Genomic DNA, 1,224 nt, shown 5'->3' on the forward strand with positions numbered 1-1,224 from the left:
GGCCACGCCCGGCGCCCCGTCGCGCCCCGACGGCGTACCCGCGGCCAACGCGTCCGCGGGTGACGCTGGTTCGACGCGGCACGGCGATCTGCATGCGGCGGCGTTCGGCGTTCAGGCGCCCGTTCTGCTCGTGCCCGGCGCGTTCGCGTCCGGCGCCCCCGCGCCGGTCGTCGACCGGCATCGCGAGATTCCCGAATTCCCCGGCTAGGACGGCCCGTTCCCCGCGCGTGACCTGTCGCGCGGGGGCGGAACCGGTCTGTCCGACACCCGGAATCCCACCGGCCCCTCGCCGGAATTCGAAGGAATCACGTACTCATGAACAAGAACCTCCGTCGCTCCATCGTCATAGCCGCGGGCGTGGGCGGCGCCTGGGCGCTCGGCTCGGCCGTGGCCAGCGCCGACGAACTGCCCGCCCACTCGCTGTCCGTACCGGACGTGACCGCCGATGCCGCTGACACCGTCGGCGACGTGCAGGACACCGCGTCGCAGCTGACGCAGGGAGCCACCGGCAAGGCCGGCGACACCCCCGAGGCCAAGGCCACCACGGCCGCTGCCGACAAGGTCACCGACAAGGCCAAGGCGACGGTCGCCGAGAACAAGGTCACCGACAACAACGTCACGAGGAAGGCCGCTTCCGCCACCAGGGCCGCGGCCGCGCACGTCACCGCGCAGGACGACGTCGACTACCTCTTCGGCCCGCTCGACGCCTTCGCGCCCGAGCTCCAGTCGCAGCACCCGCACCAGCAGTCGCAGCACCCGCAGCAGGACCGGGCGGACGTCCCGTCCCTCTCCTACGTCCTGGAGCAGACGGACGAGCAGGTGCGGGACCAGGTGCGCACGTCCGTGCAGTTCGCCCAGGTGCACGCCCAGACCGCCGCCGGACTCGTAACGGGCGCCCTCGGACAGCCCCAGCAGACCGACGCGTACCCGCAGCACGCTGTCACGTACGCGCGGCAGACCGCCCCCTCCGTGCAGCAGACCGTCGCCTCCGTGCAGACGAACGCCTCCCCGGTCGTCGACGAGACCGCCACCGCCGTGCTGCCGCCCGTCGCGGCCACCGCCGTGCACGGCGTGCTGCCCGTCGCCGGCCGGGCCGTCGGTGACGTGGGCGGGCTCGCGGGCGGTGCGGTCGGTGACGTCGCGCCGTTCGCGACGGGCCTCGTCGGGCAGCAGGTCGGGTCCTTCGCGTCCGGCGTGACGGGCCAGGTGCGGCCGCTGGCGCAG

Annotated in this window: 2 pseudogenes; both read left to right on the plus strand. The window is 74.0% G+C overall.

From position 1 onward, the window contains the following. Positions 1 to 208 (plus strand): annotated as a pseudogene (locus tag G3I40_RS29155) (hypothetical protein); the annotation flags it as partial. Between the two features lie 107 nt (positions 209 to 315). After that, positions 316 to 1,224, plus strand: a pseudogene (locus G3I40_RS29160) (hypothetical protein); the annotation flags it as partial.

Source organism: Streptomyces sp. SID14478 (assembly GCF_010548525.1).
Classification (GTDB): Bacteria; Actinomycetota; Actinomycetes; order Streptomycetales; family Streptomycetaceae; genus Streptomyces.